The 22,499-nt window shown below is 70.1% G+C and carries 21 protein-coding genes and 1 riboswitch; of the genes, 15 read left to right on the top strand and 6 right to left on the bottom strand.

Translation table 11 applies throughout. The features are described 5' to 3' along the window. Positions 1-6: 6 nt before the first annotated feature. Together OP79_RS20940 and OP79_RS20945 are read right to left on the bottom strand one after the other, a co-directional pair. Positions 7-939, bottom strand: coding sequence for an LLM class F420-dependent oxidoreductase (locus OP79_RS20940; RefSeq protein WP_033321821.1), 933 nt, complete (start codon positions 937-939; stop codon positions 7-9). 97 nt (positions 940-1,036) lie between these two features. Beyond that, positions 1,037-1,723, bottom strand: coding sequence for a DUF5995 family protein (locus tag OP79_RS20945; protein WP_033321822.1), 687 nt, complete (start codon positions 1,721-1,723; stop codon positions 1,037-1,039). A gap of 172 nt (positions 1,724-1,895) precedes the next feature. Here OP79_RS20945 and OP79_RS20950 point away from each other — a divergent pair, with 172 nt between their 5' ends. Further along, a complete protein-coding gene (locus OP79_RS20950) occupies positions 1,896-3,020 on the top strand; it encodes a glycoside hydrolase family 6 protein (protein WP_033321891.1) in 1,125 nt (374 codons plus the stop codon). On the opposite strand, the gene OP79_RS20955 is transcribed toward OP79_RS20950, so the two are convergent. Then, a complete protein-coding gene (locus OP79_RS20955; protein ID WP_051744791.1) occupies positions 3,002-4,219 on the bottom strand; it encodes an MFS transporter in 1,218 nt (405 codons plus the stop codon). The genes OP79_RS20950 and OP79_RS20955 overlap by 19 nt on opposite strands. Positions 4,220-4,349: 130 nt before the next feature. Here OP79_RS20955 and OP79_RS20960 point away from each other — a divergent pair, with 130 nt between their 5' ends. From OP79_RS20960 to OP79_RS21005, 10 genes are all read left to right on the top strand, one after another. Continuing rightward, positions 4,350-5,516 (top strand): ROK family transcriptional regulator, encoded by a 1,167-nt coding sequence (locus OP79_RS20960; protein WP_033321823.1) that lies wholly within the window; start codon positions 4,350-4,352, stop codon positions 5,514-5,516. Positions 5,517-5,794: 278 nt separating this feature from the next. Then, positions 5,795-5,925: riboswitch (FMN riboswitch) on the top strand. 151 nt (positions 5,926-6,076) lie between these two features. Further along, positions 6,077-6,679, top strand: a complete 603-nt coding sequence (locus OP79_RS20965) for a riboflavin synthase (protein WP_033321824.1) — start codon at positions 6,077-6,079, stop codon at positions 6,677-6,679. Beyond that, positions 6,676-7,320 (top strand): nicotinamide mononucleotide transporter family protein, encoded by a 645-nt coding sequence (locus OP79_RS20970; protein WP_033321825.1) that lies wholly within the window; start codon positions 6,676-6,678, stop codon positions 7,318-7,320. Before OP79_RS20965 ends, OP79_RS20970 begins: the two co-directional genes overlap by 4 nt. Further along, complete coding sequence (locus OP79_RS20975; RefSeq protein WP_033321826.1) at positions 7,317-8,606, top strand: bifunctional 3,4-dihydroxy-2-butanone-4-phosphate synthase/GTP cyclohydrolase II; 1,290 nt, start codon at positions 7,317-7,319, stop codon at positions 8,604-8,606. Before OP79_RS20970 ends, OP79_RS20975 begins: the two co-directional genes overlap by 4 nt. A 20-nt stretch (positions 8,607-8,626) precedes the next feature. Continuing rightward, positions 8,627-9,112, top strand: coding sequence for a 6,7-dimethyl-8-ribityllumazine synthase (gene ribH, locus OP79_RS20980; protein WP_033321827.1), 486 nt, complete (start codon positions 8,627-8,629; stop codon positions 9,110-9,112). A 34-nt stretch (positions 9,113-9,146) separates the two neighbouring features. Next, complete coding sequence (locus tag OP79_RS20985; RefSeq protein WP_031486114.1) at positions 9,147-9,419, top strand: phosphoribosyl-ATP diphosphatase; 273 nt, start codon at positions 9,147-9,149, stop codon at positions 9,417-9,419. An 81-nt stretch (positions 9,420-9,500) separates the two neighbouring features. Further along, positions 9,501-10,358, top strand: coding sequence for an ATP phosphoribosyltransferase (gene hisG / locus OP79_RS20990; RefSeq protein ID WP_033321828.1), 858 nt, complete (start codon positions 9,501-9,503; stop codon positions 10,356-10,358). Positions 10,359-10,378: 20 nt separating this feature from the next. Further along, the gene (locus OP79_RS20995; protein WP_033321829.1) at positions 10,379-10,858 is read left to right on the top strand and encodes a PH domain-containing protein; all 480 of its coding nucleotides are present in this window, start codon (positions 10,379-10,381) and stop codon (positions 10,856-10,858) included. Between the two features lie 198 nt (positions 10,859-11,056). After that, the gene (locus OP79_RS21000) at positions 11,057-12,385 is read left to right on the top strand and encodes a hemolysin family protein (protein ID WP_033321830.1); all 1,329 of its coding nucleotides are present in this window, start codon (positions 11,057-11,059) and stop codon (positions 12,383-12,385) included. Further along, positions 12,382-13,488: a hemolysin family protein gene (locus OP79_RS21005; RefSeq protein ID WP_033321831.1), complete on the top strand. Its 1,107-nt coding sequence runs from the start codon at positions 12,382-12,384 to the stop codon at positions 13,486-13,488. Before OP79_RS21000 ends, OP79_RS21005 begins: the two co-directional genes overlap by 4 nt. An 81-nt stretch (positions 13,489-13,569) precedes the next feature. On the opposite strand, the gene OP79_RS21010 is transcribed toward OP79_RS21005, so the two are convergent. Beyond that, positions 13,570-15,435, bottom strand: coding sequence for an AAA family ATPase (locus tag OP79_RS21010; RefSeq protein ID WP_033321832.1), 1,866 nt, complete (start codon positions 15,433-15,435; stop codon positions 13,570-13,572). A 437-nt stretch (positions 15,436-15,872) separates the two neighbouring features. Continuing rightward, a complete protein-coding gene (locus tag OP79_RS21015; RefSeq protein ID WP_033321833.1) occupies positions 15,873-16,505 on the bottom strand; it encodes a uridine kinase family protein in 633 nt (210 codons plus the stop codon). Positions 16,506-16,666: 161 nt separating this feature from the next. Between OP79_RS21015 and OP79_RS21020 the strand changes: the two genes are divergently transcribed. The 3 genes from OP79_RS21020 to OP79_RS21025 all read left to right on the top strand — a co-directional run bounded on the left by OP79_RS21020 (position 16,667) and on the right by OP79_RS21025 (position 19,095). Beyond that, a complete protein-coding gene (locus tag OP79_RS21020; RefSeq protein ID WP_033321834.1) occupies positions 16,667-18,034 on the top strand; it encodes a peptidase C39 family protein in 1,368 nt (455 codons plus the stop codon). A gap of 147 nt (positions 18,035-18,181) precedes the next feature. Continuing rightward, positions 18,182-18,328, top strand: coding sequence for an SCO1431 family membrane protein (locus tag OP79_RS54010; RefSeq protein ID WP_106972440.1), 147 nt, complete (start codon positions 18,182-18,184; stop codon positions 18,326-18,328). A 113-nt stretch (positions 18,329-18,441) separates the two neighbouring features. Further along, positions 18,442-19,095 carry a TetR/AcrR family transcriptional regulator gene (locus OP79_RS21025; RefSeq protein WP_078491913.1) on the top strand — a complete coding sequence of 218 codons (654 nt, stop codon included), beginning with the start codon at positions 18,442-18,444 and terminating at the stop codon, positions 19,093-19,095. A 51-nt stretch (positions 19,096-19,146) separates the two neighbouring features. Here OP79_RS21025 and OP79_RS21030 read toward each other — a convergent pair whose 3' ends face one another. Continuing rightward, complete coding sequence (locus OP79_RS21030) at positions 19,147-20,406, bottom strand: glycoside hydrolase family 18 protein (RefSeq protein WP_033321836.1); 1,260 nt, start codon at positions 20,404-20,406, stop codon at positions 19,147-19,149. A 348-nt stretch (positions 20,407-20,754) separates the two neighbouring features. Between OP79_RS21030 and OP79_RS21035 the strand changes: the two genes are divergently transcribed. Then, positions 20,755-21,927: an acyl-CoA dehydrogenase family protein gene (locus OP79_RS21035; RefSeq protein ID WP_033321837.1), complete on the top strand. Its 1,173-nt coding sequence runs from the start codon at positions 20,755-20,757 to the stop codon at positions 21,925-21,927. Positions 21,928-22,499: the final 572 nt, after the last annotated feature.

Here is a 22,499-nt window from a genome sequence, read left to right on the forward strand (position 1 = left end):
AGAGCCTCAGATCCCGGCCGCCCGCGCCGCCGTGTACACCTCGGCGGCCACGTCCTTGAGCTCCTGGGCGTCCCGCGTGGAGGCCTGGAGGTCGAGGAAGAACTCGTCGAGGCCGATCTCCGCGTGGGCCTTGAGGTCCGTCACGATCTGCTCGACGTTGCCCTGGAACGGGGCGCGGTCGGCGCCGTCGTACGCCTTCGCCGTGTACTGCACGCCGTTCACCCGCACCGCGGTCTCGATCGGCTTCGTCCGGCCGCGCTCGGCCGCCAGGTCCTGCACCTGCCGCCACTGTGCGGCGAGCTGCTCGGGCCCCATGGCGATCGGCAGCCAGCCGTCGGCGCGGTCGACGAGCCGGGTCAGTGCCTTCTTGGTGTTGGCGGGCAGCAGGACCGGGATCGGCCGGGCGGGCTTGGGCCCGACCACGGACGACGCGATCTTGGTGAGGCGGCCGTCGTACTCCACCAGGTCCGGGCCCCACACCGCCTGGCACACGTCGAGGACCTCGTCCAGGACCTTGCCGCGCTCCTCGAACGGCGCGACGCCCGCGGCCGCGTACTCGTCCAGTGACCAGCCCGTGCCGAAGCCCGCCACCACCCGGCCGCCACTGGCCGCGTCCAGCGTCCCGAGCGTCTTGGCCAGCTGGAACGGGCCGTGCAGCGGAGCGACCAGGACACCCGTGCCGAGCCGAACCCGCTCGGTGGCGGTGACCGCCAGCGTCAGCGTGACCAGCGCGTCGGGGACACTGCGGTAGTGCTTGGGCCAGGGCAGACCCGGGACGCCGTACAGGCCCTGTGTCGCGGGCTCCGGAAACAGGGCGCGCTCGTACACCCACAAGCTCTCGTAGCCGATCTGCTCGGCGGTGCGCGCCACATCGGGTACGTCCCGTCCGATGTCGTACTGCTGCGCCTGGGGAAGACAGAGACCCAACCTGGTGGCCATGCGTACGCTCCTTCGCGTCGGTTCGCCTAAGGCAGTTCAACGGTCAACCTAACGCGCGCGTACCCCGATTCAACGGTGCCGGGCCGGTGTGGCCGGATCAATCCGGCAGTGGGGTGAGCAGCATCCGGCTCGCCAGACCGACGGCCGCATCCAGGCGGCGGGCGAACTCGTCGGCGAGGTCGGGCAGTGCGCGCAGGGCCCACAGCGCGCGGGCCGCCGACCACGCTCCGTCGCGCGCCCGCTCCAGGCTCCACGAGCCGATCAGATGGGTGAGCGGATCGGCGATCTGGAGGACGTCGGGGCCCGGCATCAGATCTTCGCGGATGCGCTCCTCCAGCGCGATGAGGATGTCGCCCACGCGGTCGAACTCGTCCTCCAGGTGGACGGGATCGCAGTCGAGCGTACGACAAGCGTCTACTACGGCGAGCGCCAGATCGTGGCCGATGTGCGCATTGATGCCCGCGAGCGCGAACTGCAAGGGGCGTACGCCGGGATGGCGCCGGAACTGGAACAGCGGACGCCAGCAGGCGGGCGGACGGCGCTCTTCGGCCACCGCCTCGACGGCCGCGAGATAGCGCTCGGCGAACCGTACATCCAGCGTGATCGCGGCCTGCGCGTCGGGGAATTGGCCGGCGTCCACGTGCCGGTCGACCTCCTCCGTGACAGTGAGGTAGACGCGGTTGAAGACCGCGACGCCGTCCCGCTCGGGCCAAGTCGCGCTCAGCGTGCGCAAACGAGATACGACCTTGTCCACGGGTGTCGCGAAATGTTCCAACTGGACCATGGATGCAGCGTCCCACCCTTAGGGTGGCTAAAGGTCCGACGGGCCGAACGCTTCCCCAGAACGGGGGAACGTGCTCGATCGGGAAGAGGGGGAGCACCGAGTGTCAGGCAAACGTGCCCGGCTCCTGGCCGAACGCAAGGCCGAGCGCAGTCGCGCCGCCCGGCGTGGCGTCATGGTGTCGGTGGCCTCCGCCGTGGTGGCGGTCGGCACCGCGACGGGGATGATGTCCGCACTCGATGACGGACGCGGCGACGAGGCCCGCCCGGAGGTGACCAGCTCCCCGCTCCTGGAGCCCGGTCCGGCCGTGCCGACCGCCTCGCCCACGAAGGCGTCCCCTTCGCCGTCCCCCTCGCCGTCCAAGTCCTCGGCCAAGCCGAGCCCCAAGCCGTCGAAAGCCCCGAAGCCCGAGGTGAAGAAGAAGACCGTCGAGGCGTCCACGAATCTGTACCGCTACCCCGATTCCAATGTGCTCGACTGGGTCGCCGCGAATCGCAACGACCCGCGTGCCGCGCTCATAGAGTCCCGGATAGCGGACCGTCCGCAGGCAGTGTGGTTCGCGGAGTTCGCTCCGGGCACCATCACCTCGCGGGTCCGCGCGGTCACGTCCGCCGCCGCGGCCAAGGGGAGCGTCCCGGTCGTGGTGCCGTACGCGATTCCGCAGCGCGACTGCGGCGGGCACTCCCAGGGCGGGGCGGGGAACCTCGACGAGTACGATGCGTGGATCGACAAGTTCGCGGCGGGCCTCGGCTCCGGCGAGGTCGTCGTGATCCTGGAGCCCGACGCCATCGCCCAGTCCGACTGCCTCTCGGCAGGTCAACGGGCCGACCGCTTCGCCTCGTTGGCCCGCGCGGGCCGCGTCCTCAAGGCCGCGAACCCGAACGCCCGGGTCTATCACGACGCGGGCCACTCCGGCTGGAACTCCCCGGCGAAACAGGCCTCGCTGCTACGGCAGGCGGGCGCCGCCTCGGCCGCCTCCTCGGACGGCATCTTCAGCAACGTCTCCAACTTCAACGGTACGAGCGGCGAGATCGCGTACGTCCGGCGGACCCTCGACGCGCTCGGCGGTCCCGCGAGCCTCGGCGCCGTGATCGACACCAGCCGCAACGGCAACGGCGCCCCGGCCGACGGCGAGTGGTGCGATCCGGCGGGCCGCAAACTGGGCCAGGCCCCGACTCTGAGCACCGGAGAGGCCCGGATCGACGGCTACCTGTGGATCAAGCTGCCGGGCGAGTCCGACGGTTGCCTGGGCGCGCCGGGGTCCTTCGCGCCGGACTACGCCTACGACTTGGCGCGCTGAACCGGTTCGTGTGAAGCGAGTCCGCCGGTCTGTCGGCCGCCCGTCCGCAGGACGCCCGCGAACGCGACGAGCCCGAAGGCCAGGACCGACACCAGGCCGAAGGACACCATCAGGCTCGTCGCGTCCGCGATCGTGCCGATCGCAGAGGGGGCGATCAGGCCCGAGGTGTACGTGATGGTGGCGACGCCCGCGATGGCCTGGGCGGGGTTGGGGCCGCTGCGTCCGGCCGCCGCGAAGCAGAGCGGGACGACGACGGCGATGCCGAGGCCAAGCAGCGCGAAGCCGCTCATCGCGACCACTGTGTTTCCGACGTGTCCGGCTACCACCACGAGCAGTCCGCCGAGGGTCGCGAGGAAGCCGCCGACGCGTACGGTGCGGACCGGCCCGAAGCGGTCGATCACCCTGTCACCCGCGATCCGCGCGAGCGCCATGGTGAGCGTGAAGCCGGTCGTGGACGCGGCCGCGACCCCCGCCGAGCTGCCGAGCACGTCCCGCAGATAGACCGCCGACCAGTCCAGGCTGGCCCCTTCCGCGAACACCGCGCAGAACCCCACCGCGCCGATGAGCAGCGCGGACCTGGGCGGCAGCGCGAACCGCGGCGGCGCCTCCTCGTCCTCCGTCGGCCGCAGGTCCAGTACGCCCTGGCAGGCGGCCACACCGATCAGCGTGAGCACCACGGCCGCCAGCGCGTGATGGAGGCGGGCGTCCGAGCCCAGGTGGGCGGCGAGGGTGCCGGCCGCCGAGCCGATCAGGGCGCCCGCGCTCCACCAGCCGTGCAGGCCGGACATGATCGACTTGTCGAGACGGTTCTCGACCTCCACGCCCAGCGCGTTCATCACCACGTCGGACATGCCCGCGGTGGCGCCGTACACGAAGAGGGCCACGCACAGGGTGAGCAGGTTCGGCGCGAGCGAGGGGAGCACCAGGGCCAGCGTCCACAGCGCGAGCAGCCCACGCAGGGCCGCACGGGCACCGAAGCGGTGGCTGATCCCGCTGGCCAGCGGCATCGCCACGGAGGCGCCGATCGCGGGAAACGCGAGCGCCACACCCAGCTGGCCCGCGCTCACCGAGGCGTGGTCCTGGATCCACGGGACGCGGGTCGCGAACGAGCCCGTCACGGCACCGTGCACGGCGAAGACCGTCGCCACGGCGTACCGGGCGCGCCCCAACTCGCGTTTGTCGTAGACCACTTCACTCACGTCTCCGGGCCCTCCGTCGCGCCTGTCCGCTCTGCCGATCCGACGACGTAAACTATCAGGGTCCCTGCCTGATAGATAGCGGAAATCGGGCCCTGGTCGCCCTGCCCCTCCAATCTGGAAGGATCCCGGCATGCCCGCATCTCCGAGTACTGCCCGGGCCATCAACGACCGGCTCGCCCTGCGGCTGCTGCAGCAGGAAGGCCCTTTGACGGCAGGGCAGTTGAAACAGCTCACCGGACTGTCCCGGCCCACGGTCGCCGACCTCGTGGAACGGCTGACGGCCGCCGGGCTGATCGCGGTCGTGGGGGAGGCGGGGGAGCAGCGCCGTGGCCCGAACGCCCGGCTGTACGGGATCGTCGCCGACCTCGCGCATCTGGCCGCGCTGGACGTACGCACCGAGGGTGTGTCCGTGGTCGTCACGGATCTGCTGGGTGCGGTGCTGGCCGAGGCGTCGGTGCCGATCGGGGGCGAGGCGGGCACCGGGTCCGCCGTCGAGCAGGCGGTCACGCTGGTCGAGCGTACGGCCAAGGAGGCCGGGGCCGACCGGCTGCACACGGTGGGGATCGGCGCGCCCGGCCTGATCGACCCCGCCACCGGCGAACTCCGCGACTCCTCCGGCTTGCCCGAGTGGCACCGGCGCCTCGTCGCCGCCCTCGACGACCGGCTCGCGGCCCGCGTCCTCGTCGAGAACGAGACGAACCTCGCGGCCCTGGCGGAACAGCGGGCCGGCTCCGCCCGCGACCGGGACACCTTCGTCCTGCTCTGGCTCGGCCACGGCATCGGCGCCGCCGTCGTCCTCGACGGCACCCTGCGCCGGGGCGCCTCCGGCGGCACCGGCGAGATCGGCTTCCTTCCGGTCCCGGGAACCGCGGGGCTGCCGTCGGCGACGGCCTGCGACGGGGGCTTCCACTCGCTCGCGGGTGCTGCGGCGATCGTCGAACTCGCCGGGCGGTACGGGGTCGTGGCACCCCCGTCGCCTCATGAGCCGCAGGCGGCGGCCTTGGTGCGGGCGGCGGTTGGCGGTGCGGCGGACCACTTCCTCGACGCGCTCGCCGATCGCGTGGCCATCGGAGCCGCGTCCGTGATCGCCGTGCTGGACCCCGGGTGTGTGGTGCTCGCGGGGGAGATCGGGCAGGCCGGCGGCGAGACGCTGGCAGCGCGCGTCCAGGGGCGGCTCACCCGGATGTCACCGCTGCCCACCGAGGTGCGGGCCAGTTCGCTGGGGGGCGGGGCGGTGCTTCGGGGGGCGTTGCTGATGGCTCGGGAGGGGGCGCAGGACGAGTTGTTCGGGCGGTGACCATGCGACAGAAGCCGGGCAGGAGACCCGGCGGCGGGGCAAGGGCCTCCGTCACCGCCGCCGGGTCGCTCTTGGGGGCGGGTCGGTGAACGCAGACCCTAAGAGGACTGAATCAGTGCGTCAATAGGTATGGACCAATGGTAAGGCGCCGTGCTCGTACGGAAGTTGGGCCGTCATGAGTGTCCCGTGAAGTCCATCGAGTTGCGCTGTGAGCCAGCACACAGGCATGGGGCCCGTAGGCATCGATCAGGCGTGGCACACTGGCTCTGTACCAGAAGCAGCGCACTCCGGGGTCGGTGAAACTCCGAACCGGCGGTTAAAGTCCGCGACCCGGTCGCTTCCAGCGGCCGGTTGACCAGGTGAAATTCCTGGACCGACGGTTAAAGTCCGGATGGGAGGCAGTGCGCGGCGGGCGGGCATTCGTGCGCGTCGCCGTCTGTTTCGACGTGTCCCAGGGACACGTCTCATTCGGCGTCGTCCCCGGTGTCGCCGTCCGTTCATATCTGTCGTCATCGACAGGCCCCGGAGTCCGTGCCCGAAGAGGCAGGAGGACCCGGGAAGTGTTCACCGGAATCGTCGAAGAGCTGGGCGAGGTCACGTCCGTCGAGAATCTTGACGACGCCTCCCGCTTTCGGCTCCGCGGCCCCGTAGTCACCGAAGGCGCGCGCCACGGCGACTCCATCGCCGTCAACGGCGTATGTCTCACGGTCGTCGACCATGAAGGCGACGAGTTCACCGCCGACGTGATGGCCGAGACCCTGAACCGCTCCAGCCTCGGCGCCCTCACCGTCGGCTCCCGCGTCAACCTCGAACGCCCCATGGCCGTCGGCGACCGCCTCGGCGGGCACATCGTGCAGGGCCATGTGGACGGCACCGGCGAGATCATCGAGCGCAAGCCGTCCGACAACTGGGAGATCGTGAAGATCTCGCTCCCCGAGGACCTCAGGCGCTACGTCGTCGAGAAGGGCTCCATCACCGTCGACGGCATCAGCCTGACCGTCGTCGACGCGGGCCCCGACTACTTCACCATCAGCCTCATCCCCACGACCCTCGCGCTGACCACGCTGGGCCTCAAGCAGCCCGGCGACCCCGTCAACCTCGAGGTCGACGTTATCGCCAAGTACGTCGAGCGGCTGCTCGGCAGCCAGGGGGCCGGGCGGTGAACTGGCTGAACTCCGAGGCCTTCACGGTCTTCGGACAGCACATCAAGTGGGCGGACATGATGGGCAACACCATCGGTCTGATCGCCCTCGCCCTCGGCTGGCGGCGCTCCATATGGACCTGGCCCGCCCAGTTCCTCTCCGGCGTCATCCTCCTCACGGCCTTCGTGACCGCCCACCTCTCCGGCAGCGCCGGCAAGCAGGTGGTCGTCATGGCCGTCGCCGCCTGGGGCTTCTGGCAGTGGAACCGCGGCAAGCGGAAGGCGCAGGACGGCTCGGTCTCCGTACGGTTCGCCACCTGGCGGGAGCGTGCCTACCTGGCCGGCGCCGCCGCCCTCGGCACCCTCGCGGTCGGCGGCCTGTTCACCGCGTACCCGACCCTCTCGTGGGACCCCTGGCCGGACGCGTACATCTTCGTCGGCACGATCGTCGCCATGTACGCCCAGGCGCGCGGCATGGTCGAGTTCTGGTTCGCCTGGCTTCTCGTCGACCTCGTGGGCGTGCCGCTCAACTTCGCCAACGGCTTCGCCTTCTCCGGCTTCGTCTACATCATCTACGGCGCACTCGTCCTGTGGGGCATGCGCGACTGGTGGCTGCGCTCCCGCAGGGCAGCGCAGCCCGTCCTGGAAGGAGCCCCGGCATGACAGTGGCGCCCGTCTGGTACAGCACAGACAACATCGAAGACTTCGCACTCGACCCGGTCGAGCAGGCCATCGCCGACATCGCGGCGGGCCGTCCCGTCGTGGTCGTCGACGACGAGGACCGGGAGAACGAGGGCGACCTCGTCGTCGCCGCCGAGAAGGCCACCCCCGAGATCATCGCCTTCATGATGAGCGAGTGCCGGGGCATGATCTGCGCGCCGATGGAGGGCGACGAGCTCGACCGGCTCGAACTGCCGCAGATGGTGCAGCACAACACCGAGTCGATGCGCACCGCCTTCACGGTCACCGTCGACGCCACACCCGAGCACGGCGTCACCACGGGCATCTCCGCCTCCGACCGCGCCACCACACTCCAGCTGCTGGCGAGCGGTACGGCGCAGGCCGGTGACTTCGTCCGCCCCGGCCACATCTTCCCGCTGCGCGCCAGGTCCGGCGGGGTGCTCGTGCGCAACGGCCACACCGAGGCCGCCGTCGACCTCGCCCGGCTCGCCGGACTGCGCCCGGCCGGGGCGATCGTCGAGATCGCCGGCGAGGACGGCCGCATGCTGCGGCTGCCCCAGCTGATCCCGTTCGCCCGCAAGCACGGCCTGACGATCATCTCCATCGAGGACCTCATCGCCTACCGCCGTACCTCCGAGCCCACCGTCCGCCGCGAAGCCCAGACCCAGCTCCCCACCGCCTACGGCGAGTTCACGGCATACGGCTACCGCTCCACCGTCGACGGCGTCGAGCACATCGCCCTCGTCCACGGCGAGATCGGCGACGGCGAGGACGTCGTCGTCCGCATCCACTCCGAGTGCCTCACCGGCGACATCTTCCACTCGCTGCGCTGCGACTGCGGCCCCCAGCTGGAGGCCTCCCTGGAGCGCATCCACGCCGAGGGCAGGGGAGTGGTGGTGTATCTGCGTGGGCACGAGGGGCGCGGCATCGGCCTGCTGTCCAAGCTGCGCGCGTACGAGCTCCAGGAACGAGGTCGTGACACCCTCGACGCCAACCTGGAGCTGGGCCTGCCCGCCGACGCCCGGGACTACGGCGCGGGCGCGCAGATCCTCGAGGATCTCGGCGTACGCAGCGTGCGGCTGATGACCAACAACCCCGACAAGACCGACGCACTCGTCCGCCACGGCCTCAAGGTCACCGACCGCGAGCCGATGCCCGTGAAGGCGGGCGAGCACAACCTCCGCTACCTGCGCACCAAGCGGGACCGGATGGGGCACGACCTGCCCTGGCTGGACACGACCACCGTGTCCCCCTGCGGCAACCAGTAAGAGAACACTCAAGGAGACACGTGAGCGGCAAGGGTGCACCTGAACTGTCCGTACGCAACTGCGGCGACCTGCGCGTCGCGGTGATCGCGGCACAGTGGCACGAAAAGGTGATGGAAGGCCTCGTCGACGGCGCCCTGCGCGCGTTGCGCGAGTTGGGCATCGACGAGCCGACCGTCCTGCGTGTCCCCGGCAGCTTCGAGCTGCCGGTCGTCGCCAAGGTCCTCGCGGGCCGCGGCTACGACGCGATTGTCGCCCTCGGCGTCGTCATCCGCGGCGGCACCCCCCACTTCGAGTACGTGTGCCAGGGCGTCACCCAGGGCCTCACACAGGTCTGTGTGGACACCGGCGTCCCCATCGGCTTCGGGGTGCTGACCTGCGACACCGAGGAACAGGCCCTCGACCGCGCGGGTATCGCGGGCTCCAGCGAGGACAAGGGACACGAGGCGGTGACGGCCGCCGTGGCGACCGCGGCCACACTGCGCTCGGTATCCGAACCCTGGCGCTGAGGAACGGGCGGCTGCGCGTAAAGTGGGCGCCACCATGTCCAAGAAGACGTTCGAGGAGCTCTTCACCGAGCTCCAGCACAAGGCAGCCAACGGCGACCCCGCCACCTCTCGCACCGCCGAGCTGGTCGGCAAGGGGGTCCATGCCATCGGCAAGAAGGTCGTCGAAGAGGCCGCCGAGGTCTGGATGGCCGCCGAGTACGAGGGCAAGGAAGCGGCCGCCGAGGAGATCTCGCAGCTGCTGTACCACGTCCAGGTGATGATGGTCGCCCGCGGCATCTCCCTGGACGACGTGTACGCCCACCTCTGAGCCGTCACACCGTCGCCGTAAAGACGCAACCCCAACTCACGCACGTACGCACCGTACGCACGAACAAAGGAAGCCGACCTCATGCTGCGCATCGCCGTCCCCAACAAGGGTTCCCTGTCAGGCCCTGCGGCGGAGATGCTGCATGAGGCCGGCTACCAGCAGCGCCGGGAGTCCAAGGAACTCCGGATCGTCGACCCGGAGAACGACGTCGAGTTCTTCTATCTCCGCCCCCGCGACATCGCGATCTACGTCTCCTCCGGACAACTCGACATCGGCATCACAGGACGCGACCTGCTCATCGACTCCGGCGCCGACGCCGAGGAGATCCTGCCGCTCGGCTTCGCCCGCTCCACGTTCCGCTACGCCACCAAGCCCGGCACGGCCAACGGCGTCACCGACCTGAACGGCATGACGGTCGCCACCTCGTACGAGGGCATCGTCGCCAAGCACCTCGCCGACCACGGCATCGACGCCTCCGTCGTCCACCTCGACGGCGCCGTCGAGACCGCGATCGAGCTGGGCGTCGCCGAGGTCATCGCGGACGTCGTCGAGACCGGTACCTCGCTGCGCAACGCGGGCCTCGCGGTCATCGGCGAGCCCATCATGAAGTCCGAGGCCGTCGTCATCCGCCGTACGGGGGCGGACGCCGAGGAGACCGCCGAGTCGAAGGTCCAGCAGTTCCTGCGGCGCCTTCAGGGCGTCCTGGTGGCGCGGACATACGTGATGATGGACTACGACTGCCGCGTCGAGCAGTTGGAGAAGGCCGTGGCCCTCACGCCGGGTCTGGAGTCGCCGACGGTCTCGCCGCTGCACAACGAGGGCTGGGTCGCCGTCCGTGCGATGGTCCCGGCCAAGGAAGCCCAGCGGATCATGGACGACCTGTACGACATCGGCGCGCGGGCCATCCTGACCACGGCCATCCACGCCTGCCGTCTCTGACCGGGATCCGGAGCACGCCCATGTCGGATCTGCCCGCTCTGCCCGTCACCTTCAGGCCGGGACGCACCCGTGCCGTCCTGCTGACCGCCGGTGCCGCGATCTTCGTGGTCATCACGACGGTCGCGATGCTGCTGGAGAACCTCAGCCCGGGGGAGCGTCTCAGCTTCGTCTTCACCGGGGCGCTGCTCTTCGGGGTGCTCGTGCTGCTCTCGCGGCCGAAAGTCGTCGCCGACGAGTCCGGGGTCACCGTCGTCAACATCGCCAGCCGCCGGCACCTTGCCTGGGCGGAGATTCTGCAGGTCAACCTGCGTCCCGGTGACCCGTGGGTGTTCCTGAACCTCAGCGACGGCACCAGCCTGCCCGCGCTCGGCATCCAGCCGGGGATCGCGAAGCAGCAGGCGATCAGGGACGCCCGTACACTGCGGGCGCTGGCCGAGGCCCGCGCGATCGGCGACGCCGACGGACAGCACGACGGCCGGCACGACGAAGGTCACGGCTGATCCGATGAATTCACCCTGCCGTTTTTCCGGGTGTCTTGATTAATCTGGTGCCGGAGGCGTTTTCGTTGCGCCTCCGCCCCTGATGTTCCGCCCCGGAAGTCAGGGGCTCCTGCTAGTCGAGGAGTGACTCCCTCCAGCGATGGACGGATCGTCCTGTAGTACCTGCGCCGCCCCCTCCCGGCATATCGAGGCGGCGGCATGACCATCCCCCTGCTGCTCCTCGGGGCGGCGTTCCTCCTGATCCTCGCCAACGGCTTCTTCGTGGCGGCCGAGTTCGGCCTCGTCACGGTGGAGCGCCCCGACGCCGAGAAGGCCGCGGCCGAGGGTGACCGACGGGCCCACCGGGTCGTCGAGTCGCTCAAGGAGCTGTCCTTCCAGCTCTCCGGCACCCAGCTCGGCATCACCATCACCTCCCTCGTCGTCGGCATGCTCGCCGAACCGGCGCTCGCCGAGCTGCTGCACGGCCCGTTCACCTCGATCGGCATCCCCGAAGGCGCCGTCCCCGGTGTCTCCGTGATCGTCGGCATGCTGCTGGCCTCGGCCGTGCAGATGGTGATCGGCGAGCTCGTGCCCAAGAACTGGGCGGTGTCCAGGCCGATGCAGGTCGCGCGCTTCGTCGCGGGGCCTCAGCACCTCTTCTCCAGTCTGTTCAGGCCGGTGATCGCCGGCCTGAACGCCGTCGCCAACCGGCTCGTCCGCCTCTTCGGCGTCGAGCCCACCGCGGAGCTGGCCTCCGCCCGCACCCCCGGCGAACTCGTCTCACTGGCCAGGCACTCCGCCCGGGCCGGCACCCTGGAACAGGACACCGCCGACCTCTTCGTCCGCACCCTCTCCCTGGCGGACCTCACCGCGCAGCACGTCATGACGCCGCGCGTGAAGGTCAGCGCCCTGCAGTCCTCCGCGACCGCGGAGGACGTCGTCAACCTCACCCGTGCCACCGGCCTGTCCCGCTTCCCCGTCTACCTGGAGCGCATCGACGAAATCGTCGGCATGGTGCACCTCAAGGACGCCCTCGCGGTGCCCACGCACGAACGGCTGCGCACGCCCGTCGGCCGGATCGCGCAGGCCCCGCTGCTCGTCCCGGAGACCCTGCCGGTGAAGCCCCTCCTGGAGCGGCTGCGCAGCGAGCAGCCCATCGCGGTCGTCGTCGACGAGTACGGCGGCACGGCCGGCGTCGTCACCCTGGAGGACATCGTCGAGGAACTCGTCGGCGAGGTCCGCGACGAGCACGACGGACACGACCTGCCCGAACTCGCCGTGGCCTCCTCCGAGGACGGCCGCCCCACCTGGGACGCCGACGGCAGCTGCCGCGTCGACGTCCTCCAGCGCATCGGCCTCGATGTGCCCGAGGGCCCGTACGAGACCGTCGCCGGCCTCGTCGCCGATCTGCTCGGCCGGATCCCGGCACCCGGTGACAAGGCCGAACTCCCGGGCTGGCGCCTGTCGGTCCGCCAGGTCGGGCACTACCGGGCCGAGCGGGTACGTCTGGTCAAGGCCGCGGACGCCGTGGCGGAGGCCGTCCGATGAGTCTGCTCCAACTTCTGTTCGCCGCCCTGCTCGTACTCGCCAACGGATTCTTCGTCGGTGCCGAGTTCGCGCTCGTCTCCGTACGCCGCAGCCAGATCGAACCGCTCGGCACCGCACGCGCCCGGCAGGTCATGTACGGCCTGGAGAACCTGCCGCAGATGATGGCCGCCGCCCAGTTCGGCATCACCGTCTGCTCGTTGACGCTCGGTGCCGTCGCCGAGCCCACCGTGGCCCGCCTCCTGGAGCCGGTCTTCCACGCGGTGCATCTGCCCGAAGGCATGATCCATCCGCTCGGGTACGTCATCGCTCTCGCCGCGGTCGTCTTTCTCCACCTCGTCGTCGGCGAGATGCTGCCGAAGAACCTGGCGATGGCGGCGCCGGAGAAGACCGCGCTGTGGCTCAGCCCCGGCCTGGTCGCCTTCGCCCGGCTGTGCAAGCCGGTCACCGCGGGCCTCGGTGCCTGCTCCCGCCTGATCCTGAAGCTCTTCCACGTCGAGCCGAAGGACGAGGTCGAGGCGGTCTTCACCAGCGAGCAGCTCAACCGCCTCGTGGAGGACGCGGGCCAGGCCGGGTTCCTCGACCCCGAGGAGCAGGAGCGCCTGGAGGACGCCCTGGAGCTGGGCTCCCGCCCGGTCACGGATGTGCTCCTGGACCGCGAGTCACTGGTGACGGTCGGCCCCTCGGTCACGCCGGGGCAGGTCGTCGCGCTCACCGCCCGCACCGGCTACTCCCGTTTCCCGGTGTGCGCGGAGAACGGCGCCTTCATGGGCTATCTGCACGTGAAGGACGTACTCGATCTGGAGGAGTCGGAGCGGGCCGTGCCGCAGCAGATCTGGCGCCCCATGACGACCCTGCGTTCCGAGCTCCCGCTGGACGACGCCCTGACCGTGATGCGCCGCGCCGCGACGCACCTCGCTCAGGTCGCCGACGCCTCGGGCCGCGTACTCGGCCTGGTCGCCCTGGAGGACGTACTGGAACTCCTGGTCGGCGAGGTACGCGACCCGGCACACCGGGCTGCTCCGGGGACCCAGCAGGCTCAGCAGGTGAAGACGCTGGCGGAGCCCGTCCCGAGCGGTGCTCCGGAGGAGGCCCTGGCGAGCTGAGGGGCAAGGGGGCAGGGCGCGAAAGTGACGCTCCTGTAGAGCGTCACTTTCGCGGTTACCACGGCCCCCGGGGACGCCCGGTCACAACGCCGACGGATCCTGGGGCCCCCGGCCCGACAGGACCTCGCCGTACGCCTGCATCAGGTCCGGCAGCCGCAGGGTGGACAGGTCGTCGCGGGTCAGCTCGCTCGTGTAGCCGGACAGCCGCAGATCGCGGTAGGCGCAGCTCTTCTCGTACAGAGTGCGCAGGAAGCGGCCGTTGCCGAGCTCGTCGATCCAGCCCTGGTCGACGACGTGCCCGCTGATGGAGCGCAGCTCGTCGAGCGCCTCCTCGTCCCACACGTCGCCGTTCTCGGCGGCCAGCACCTCGCCGATCGAGGTGAGTTCGAGGGGACGGTACGAGGGGAAGTCGACGCGGGTCGTGAAACGGGACGAAAGCCCGGGGTTGGCGGCGAGCAGGCGGTCCATGCCCTCGGGGTAGCCGGCGAGGATCACGACGAGATGGTCGCGGTTGTCCTCGGCGCGCTTGAGGAGCACCTGAAGCGCCTCGTCGCCGTATGCGTCGCCCTTGCTGTAGCCGGAGTTGGACAGTGAGTAGGCCTCGTCGACGAAGAGGACGCCGCCGATCGCGGAGTCGATCAGCTCGTTGGCCTTCACGGCGGTCTGGCCGAGGTACTCGCCCACCAGGTCGGCGCGCTGGGCCTCCACGAGGTGGTCGCCGCCGAGCAGCCCGAGTGCGTAGAAGACGCGGCCCAGGATGCGGGCCACCGTCGTCTTGCCGGTGCCGGAGGGGCCGGAGAAGACGAAGTGCCGCTTCGGCGGCTGCACGGGCAGGCCCTGCCCGGCGCGCAGCCGGGCCATGTTCAACTGCGCGGACAGCGCCTTCACCTGCCGCTTCACCGGCTCCAGGCCGACCATCCGCTCCAGCTCGGCGAGCGCCTCCTCGAGCAACGCGGGGTCGGTGGGGCCGGTCGGCAGCTGCGGAGGCTGGACCGGCACTATGGCCTTCTCGCGGACCGTGTCGGTCTCGGACGGCAGTCCGCCCGACGGCGGCAGATCGGGCTCCGACAGCTTGAGGTCCCGGCCCTCCGGGCCGAACAGCGCGTCGACGCCGTCCGGTCCGTCGATCATGTCCTGGACGCCGGTGAGCGTGATCGCCGCGAGGTCCACCGCGTCGTCGTACCCGTCGCCCTCGGAGATCGCCGCGAGCCGCGCCGAGGTGTCCATGAAGGCGGGGTCGACCCGGTGCACCGCCCGGTACAGGGGCAACGCCGCCGCCGAACGTCCCGTGCCCTCGTGCGCCCGCGCCAGCCAGTACCGCAACTCCTTGCGCTGCGGCTGCTCGCTGCGACAGCGCATCAGCGCGGCCGACAGCAGCGGCTGGGCCTGCCCGTACATCTCCAGGCGTACGCGCGCCATGCCGCCGAAGAGCCCGGCCTCGATGCCCAGCATCGGATCGTCGATCAGCGGATCGGTGTGCCGGACCAACTGCTCCCAGTCCTTGACCAGATAGGCCCGGCAGGCGTGCAGAAACCGCACCTGCGGATCGGCGTCCACCGGCGGCAGTCCCGCGAGCGCCCGGTCCAGCTCCGGGACATGGCGTCCGTCGAGCCAGTGCGAGGCGTGCGCGAGCAGCAGATCGCGCGGGCTCTCAAGCACGGGCTGCACCCACCAGCCCAGCCAGTACCAGGAGTTGAGAGTGCGCCGGTGGCGGGCGCGCTGTTCCCCGAAGCGCTCCCGGTGCCGGAACATCCGCAGCAGCGCGGTAGTCGTGTCGATGCGCAGCGCGTGCAGCCCGAGCCAGCCGTCGGCCATCCCCGGATCGATCCGGACCGCCGCTCGGAACTCCTCCTCCGCCTGCGGATAGGCCCCCATCGTGTAGGCGTCCACACCTCGCAGCCAGGCGAGGTCGGCCGGGGCCTCGGGGCCCTGCGTGCCGAAGTCCATCACGTCCCCCACAAACCGTGCCCCCGTTGAGTGCCGGGCGGGCCGGTGCCCGTCGGCAGCCTTCGTCGAACCGCTGTGCTGTGGACGGGAGTTGCGCGTTCGGTGCGGAGAGCAGCCGTCCGAAAGTCGCACCGAGAGGCATCGTACCCGCGGGGTGGTGCCCGGCCGAAGAGTGCCCGCACGACGGGTTCTTCGAGGTGGGAGCACATGGGGCGCACTCAGCGCGGTGACCGAGGGTGAGCGAAACATTTCGCGGAGCGTCCGGAATCCGGAATGAGGACAGAACGAAGCCCCCGATCACGGGGGAACAACCGGGGGCTTCGCGTCTGTCGGCGACTTCGGGAAGCCGCACATTGAGAACGTAAGACCTGTACGGCCCCTCGGTCAAGCCGAGTTGAAGCACTTGGGGCACTTCTCGGACACGCCTCTTCACGGGTTCAGCACATAGGAGATGGTCCGTCACGGTGCGTGACAATCTGGTCTGGTCCAGCGGTCCCAGCAGGTCCCGGAAGTACCTCAAATCCCCCTGAAAACCCCCGCACCAAGAGATCGGCAAAGGGCCGGGAAGGGTCCTCGGCGAAGTGGCGGCGCTCGGCGACGACCCAGCCTGCCCAGAAGTCCCTCTGCTCCGAACCGTCCCGCTGCCGGCCTCGCGCCCAGGCATCCTCGGACGCCAACTCCATCCACAGCAGGCACGCCAGAAACGGCCGCAACGCACGACGTCCCGCGCCGACACCCTCGACGAGCACCACGGGCGCCGGCGGCAGTTCGCGGACCGGCCCGAAGCGGCGCGCCTGCCAGTCGTAGGGCCGGTAGTGCGCACGCTCGCCGCGGCTCAGCGGCTCGACGACGTCCCGGAGCAGCCGCCCCGTCCACGCGAACAGCTCCTCGTGTGTGGCGATGTCGTCCAGGTGCAGTACGGGTACGCCGCCCAGCGCCTCGGCCAGCCGCCCCGCGAACGTCGTCTTCCCGGAGCCCGCGTGCCCGTCGATGCCGACCAGGCGGACGGGGCCGCAGGAGGGCGGCAGTCGGTGGAGGCGGGAGGCGAGGGTGTCTGGCGAGGTGTGCACATTGCCAGGGTATTTCCCGAACGCAGTGCCAATGGTTGTGACCAATATTGATCGGTGCCACGACCCTTGAGGTGCTGGCAGGGGACGGCACGGGCATCCATAGTTGGCGCACACCCGCACTTTGGACTCACCCGTTCCGGAAATCTGGGGGTCATCCGCACATGACCAGAGCCGAACAGCCCTCCCGCAGAAGCCTGTTGACCGTGGCGGTGGCCGCGGCAGTGGCGGGTGCCGCGAGCCCGGCGGCCGCCGCCGGCTCCTCCGCCCGCACCGCGCACGCCCCGTCGAAAGCACCGTCCGGCCAGGTCGACAACCGCGCCTGGACCTCGTACACCGACTGGCGCGGCGGCACCGCGGAGGGTACCCGCGCCGTCTCCGGGAAGCGTCCGGGCCTGGTGATCGCGACCCCCGCCGGCTGCACCGACTACGCGGACCCGCACACCGGCAGGACGGCCACCTGGGAGTACGCGCGATGGACCTCGTCCGTCCACCGTCTAGCCGCCCCCTCGACCGAGGTCATCGCCTCCTGGAACGCGCACACCCCGGCGGGGACCTGGCTCCAGATCGAGCTGGCGGGCACGTACTCCGACGGCACGGACACCCCCTGGTATGGGATGGGCCGCTGGGCGGCCGGTGACCAGGACATCAGGCGTACCTCGGTGGACGACCAGAGCGACGGCAAGAGCAGCGTCTGGACGGACACCTTCTCCATCGACGACGCGGCCTCGGGTCTGCGCCTCGTCTCCTACCGGCTGCGGCTGACCCTGTACCGCAAGCCCGGCGCGAAGATCACGCCCACCGTGTGGCGGCTCGGTGCGATGGGCTCCGACATCCCGGACCGCTTCACCGTCCCGGCCTCGACGCCCGGCCTCGCCAAGGAGCTGACGGTCCCGCGGTACTCGCAGGAGACCCACATCGGCCAGTACCCGGAGTACGACAACGGCGGCGAGGCCTGGTGCAGCCCCACCTCCTCGCAGATGATCATTGAGTACTGGGGACGCAGGCCCAGCGCCGAGGACCTGGCCTGGGTCGATCCCGACTTCGCGGATCCGCAGGTGTGCCATGCCGCCCGGTTCACCTACGACTACCAGTACGAAGGCTGCGGCAACTGGCCCTTCAACGCCGCGTACGCCGCCACGTACAAGGACCTCCAGGGCGTGGTGACGCGGCTCGGTTCGCTCACCGATCTGGAGACGCTGATCGCGGCGGGCATCCCGGCCATAACGTCCCAGTCGTTCCTCGAGTCCGAGCTGCCCGGAGCGGGTTACGGCACCGCGGGCCATCTGATGACCGTCATCGGATTCACGGCCGACGGTGACGTGATCGCCAACGACCCGAACTCACCGAGCAACGAGGCGGTGCGGCGGGTCTACCAGCGGCGTGCCTGGGAGAACATCTGGCTCCGTACCAAGAGGTACAACGCCTCCGGGAACGTGGTCTCCGGGACCGGCGGGGTCTGTTACCTCTACTTCCCGGCGCATCCCACGGCGCGCCAGCGGAAGGCGCTGGCGGCGGTCGGCATCCGCTGACAGGGGCGCTGACCTGGGCATACGGGACGTGACCAAGGTCTCCCCCGCAAAAGCCGATTCCGGTGGCAAGGTGGGCAGCCCCCGGGGCCGAGGGATCCAGTGACCTCGGGGGAGTCCACCGACCGAAGCCAACGCGAGCGAGCCGCCATGACCGCGACCTCTGTCACCGCCGGACGCCTTCAGACCCGTACCGGCGGCCCCAAGGACGACGACCCGAAGATCCTCGAGCACCTTGCCGGCTGGACCCTCGTGGTGGTGCTCGCGATGCTCGTCACACAGCTCGGCATGATCTGACGGCTGGCCTGCGGGGCAGCGGAAACAGTCGAAGAGAGTCGAACGGGCCGGTGGCGGGGGTCTGACATACTGCCAGCGAAAGTTTCGGAGGCAGTTGAAGACCAGGGCTGAAATTGAACCATAGTCAACGGCACGACGACCGCCCACGGGCACGCGGCACCGACCGCTCCTTGGCGCGTCGTGCCGAACTCATCGCCATCGGGCGGAAGTTATTCGCCGACACGTCCTACGACACACTGTCGATGGACGACATCGCCAAGCACGCACACGTCGCCAAGGGCTTGATCTACTACTACTTCAAGTCCAAGCGCGGCTACTACCTGGCCATCATCGAGGACTCGGTGGCCGACTTGATCTCCCGCGCGGCCGGCGGCCTCGAACTGCCGCCCTATGAACGGGTGCACCGCACCATCGACGGCTACCTGCGCTACGCCGAGCACCACCAGGCCGCGTACCGCGCGATCATCACCGGCGGTGTCGGCTTCGACGCCGAGGTGCTCGCCATCCGCGACGGCGTGCGCGAAGCCATCCTCGAGACCATCGCCGAGGGGGCGTACGGCCGCCGCCAGGTCGCTCCGCTGCCCCGCATGGCGCTGCTCGGCTGGCTGTGCAGCGTCGAGGGCACCACCCTCGACTGGATCGACCACCAGGCACTCCCGCGCGATGTGATGCGCGAACTGCTGGTGAAGATGCTCGGCGGCGCCCTGCGGGCGATCGAGGACCTCGACCCCTCGTACCCGACGCCGGAAGCCGCCCGCAACGCCTGAGCGAAGAGCGGGGGCCCGCCGACCCCCGCCCCAAGTGACGTACGGGATCAGTTAGTTGATCGCCCGGATCAGCTCGCCGTCCGCGGTGTCACCGCTCAGCTCCCAGAAGAAAGTACCTCCCAGGCCCTGCTGGTTCTTGTAGGCCGTCTTCCCGGCGATGGTCGACGGGGTGTCGTAACTCCACCAGTCGCTGCCGCACTTGGCGTATGCCGTGCCGCCGACCGTGCCTGTCGCCGGGCACTTCGTCTTGAGCACCTTGTAGTCGTCGATGCCCTGCTCGTACGTTCCCGCCGCCGGACCGGTGGCGGTGCCGCCGGGCGCCTCCTGGGTGACACCGGTCCAGCCGCGCCCGTAGAAGCCGATGCCGAGCAGCAGCTTCGAGGCCGGGATGCCGAGGCCCTTGAGCTTGTTGATGGTCGCGGAGGTGTGGAACTCCGCCTTCGGGATCCCGGGGTACGAGGTCAACGGCGAGTGCGGAGCCGTCGGACCGGTCGCGTCGAAGGCGCCGAAGAAGTCGTACGTCATCGGGTTGTACCAGTCGACGTACTGAGCGGCGCCCGCGTAGTCCGCAGCGTCGATCTTGCCGCCGCTGGTGGCGTCGGCCGGGATCGCCGCCGTGACCAGCGAGGAGCCGCCGAACTTCGCGCGCACCGCCGACATCAGCTTCCCGTACGCCTCCCTGCCGCTGGTGTCGCAGGTCAGGCCGCACGCGTTCGGGTACTCCCAGTCGATGTCGATCCCGTCGAAGACGTCCGCCCACTTGGAGTTCTCGACCAGGTCGTAGCAGGACTGGGCGAAGGCGGCCGGGTTCCCGGCGGCCTCGGCGAAGCCGCCGGACCAGGTCCAGCCCCCGAAGGACCAGAGGACCTTGAGGTTCGGGTGCTTCTTCTTCAGCTCGCGCAGCTGGTTGAAGGTGCCGCGCAGGGGCTGGTCCCAGGTGTCGGCGGTGCCGTCGACGGACTCGGCCGCGGTGTACGTCCGTTCCGTCGCCGCGTAGGAGTCGCCCATGGCGCACTTGCCGCCGGTGACGTTGCCGAAGGCGTAGTTGATGTGGGTGAGTTTGGCCGCCGAGCCGGACGTGTCGATGTTCTTGACGAGGTAGTTGCGGGCGTAGGTGCCCCACTCGGTGAAGTAGCCGACGACCTTCGAGCCGGGTGCGGCGGCCTCCTGCGCCGAGCCGGCCGCAGTGGCCTCTTGCGACGCGGTGGCGGCGGGGCCGGCGCCGGCGAGCAGTCCCGCACCGAGGACGGTGCAGCACACGGCGGAGATGAGTGTCCGGAAGCGGGCGGGGGGACGTTGCGGTCTGAGCATCGGGTCACCTCGTGGGGAGAGGGGCGTGGGGGAGTGGTGTCGGCCCTGCCGGGTGGCGTTCGGGCAGGACGGTACCGCTTGGCATGAACGCGTTCGACGCTGGGGGAACAGTAGAAGGACTAGACCAGTGCGTCAATGGTTCGGACCAATCCGAATGTGTTCTAATTAACGAGCGTTAACCGGTGACGCGCTGCTGCGGACCGGGCATACTCACAGCGCACAGCCGCTGGTCAGCTCCCTCCGCGACCCGGACGGACAGCATCGGCTGGGCACTGTGAGACCCGGTGGAGCCCCCTAAAACCAAGGCGGACGCTCGCCGAAGTGCCCGACAGGGAGGAGAGCGTCGCCATGCCCGACCACGCCCCGCAGCCGGTGGACCGTCAACTGCCCACGGACGAGGCCCGGGATCTGATCTCGCTCGTCCGCGACATCGCGCAGCGCGAGATCGCCCCGAAGGCGGCCGAGGAGGAGGACGCCGGGCACTTCCCGCGCGACGTCTTCACGCTGCTCTCCGAGTCGGGACTGCTCGGCCTTCCGTACGACTCCGAGTACGGCGGCGGTGACCAGCCGTACGAGGTCTATCTCCAGGTCCTCGAAGAGCTCGCCGCGGCCCGGATCACCGTCGGCCTCGGCGTCAGCGTGCACTCCCTGTCCTGCCACGCCCTCGCCCACTACGGCACCAAGGAACAGCAGGTCGAGCATCTGCCGACCATGCTCGGCGGCGGCCTCCTCGGGGCGTACTGCCTCTCCGAGCCGTCCTCGGGATCCGATGCCGCCAGCATGCGGACGAAGGCCGTACGGGACGGGGAGGACTGGGTTCTCACCGGCACCAAGGCCTGGATCACCCATGGTGGGATTGCCGACTTCTACACCGTGTTCGCACGCAGCGGCGGCGAGGGGACACGTGGCATCACGGCGTTCCTGGTGCCCGGTGACGCCGAGGGGCTGAGTGTGGCGGCGCCCGAGAAGAAGATGGGCATGAAGGGCTCGCCCACCGCCCAGGTGCACTTCGACGGGGTGCGGATCTCCGACGACCGGCGCATCGGCGACGAGGGCCAGGGCTTCGCGATCGCCCTGTCCGCGCTCGACTCCGGGCGGCTCGGTATCGCGGCCTGTGCGATCGGTGTGGCCCAGGCGGCGCTGGACGAGGCGGTCGCGTACGCCATCGGGCGCGAGCAGTTCGGCCGGCGGATCGCGGACTTCCAGGGCCTGCGCTTCATGCTCGCGGACATGGCGACCCAGATCGAGGCGGGCCGGGCGCTCTATCTCACGGCCGCCCGGCTGCGGGACGCGGGGCGGCCGTTCTCCAAGCAGGCGGCCATGGCGAAACTGCTCTGCACGGACGCCGCGATGAAGGTCACCACGGACGCCGTCCAGGTGCTCGGCGGGTACGGCTACACCGCGGACTTCCCCGTCGAGCGCTACATGCGCGAGGCGAAGGTGCTGCAGATCGTCGAGGGCACCAATCAGATCCAGCGGATGGTCATCGCTCGTCACCTCGCTGGTCCCGAGTCGCGGTGAACAGTCGCCCGTACCCGTATCCGTACATGACCGAGGGCGCGACGAGCCGGACCCACTCGGGGTCGTGACGCCCTGGCAGGGTCCGGCCTCCTTTGGCCCAAGTGCGAAGCAGAGCACGGTAGATGGGCGGATCCTGGGGCTGCCGTGCTGCCTGTGGCGCCTGTGCCTGCGGTGCCTTTGCCTTCGGTGTCTGGGCTGATGGCTTTTCAGCCTGCTGCTGTGTGCTCTCGGACGCCGATTCCGCGGGTGCCGGAACGATAATCCTGCGGCGACGGCTCGTCTCTGCATAGGTGGAGGTCATACCGGGGCCAACGCGTCGAGGCCGGACAAGTCACCAGCCACGGAATCGCCCGTCAGTTCATGGCGGAGCCCGTATGGGGGTTCGGAACCCAGCCGGTCAGCCTTGACGAAGTCCGCTGCGGCCCCGCGCCCCTAGGGAGGCCGCAGGCCCCTCAGGGGGCGCGGTGCCGTATCGATTTGCGGCTCCGCCACGCGGGCGCGACCAGCCCCCGTCAGGGGCGCGGGGCTGCATTGATGTGCGGCTCCGCCGCGTGGGCGCGATCAGCCACAAC

This window comes from Streptomyces yerevanensis (assembly GCF_000716805.1).
Classification (GTDB): domain Bacteria; phylum Actinomycetota; class Actinomycetes; order Streptomycetales; family Streptomycetaceae; genus Streptomyces; species Streptomyces flaveus.